1 protein-coding gene is annotated in these 782 nt (G+C 64.8%); it reads left to right on the top strand.

The features are described from left to right. Positions 1-133: 133 nt before the first annotated feature. The coding region (locus tag ACFFWD_RS16805; RefSeq protein ID WP_446680519.1) for an IS110 family transposase at positions 134-782 on the top strand (649 nt) is incomplete at its 3' end.

Raw genomic sequence — 782 nt, 5'->3', positions numbered from 1 at the left:
GGGCATAGATGGTGTAACGGGCCGCCGGCTGGCCGCGGTGGTTAAGGCGGCGAGAAGGAGTCGTCCCTCAAACTGATGGTGTCGAAAGAACGGAGTCGGGTGATGCCCGCTCCAGCATCAGCGAGGGACGACCATGAACCATTATGTCGGAATTGACGTGTCTTTGGAAGCTTCCAGCCTGTGCGTCGTCGATGCCAATGGCAAGATTGCCCGCGAGGGCAAGGTTGCCAGCGAGCCGGACGCCCTGATTGCCTGGCTGAGGAGGCTAAAACTGGAGCTGGCGCGGATTGGGCTGGAAGCAGGACCGCTGTCGCAGTGGCTCTACGCGGCGATGCGCCAGGCCGGACTTGCGGTCGAGCTGCTGGAGACACGGCACGTGCACACCGCGCTCGAGACGATGCCGGTGAAGAGCGACCGCAACGACGCGCGCGGGATCGCGCAGCTGATGCGGTTGGGCTGGTTCCGTCCGGTGCATTGCAAGTCGATGGCCGCGCAGGAGACGCGCGCACTGCTCACCGCGCGCAAACTGCTGCAGACAAAGCTTCATGATCTCGAGCTGAGCTTGCGGGGCGTTCTGCGCGGATTTGGCCTCAAGGTCGGGCCAACCACGCCAGCGCGCTTCGCGGAGCGGATCAGGGAACTGGTCGCCGGACATCCAAGCCTGGAGGTGATTGCGGACGGGTTGCTGGCGGCGCGTGTCGCGCTGCGGCACGAGTTCGACCGCTTCGAGAAGCAGGTACGGGACGCGGCCCGCTGCGATACGCGGGCACGGTTGTTGATGT

This window comes from Bradyrhizobium erythrophlei, from assembly GCF_042430365.1.
GTDB lineage: Bacteria > Pseudomonadota > Alphaproteobacteria > Rhizobiales > Xanthobacteraceae > Bradyrhizobium > Bradyrhizobium erythrophlei.
The sequence above is the reverse complement of the archived record's forward strand: the minus strand, read 5'-3'. Positions and strand labels throughout refer to the sequence as shown.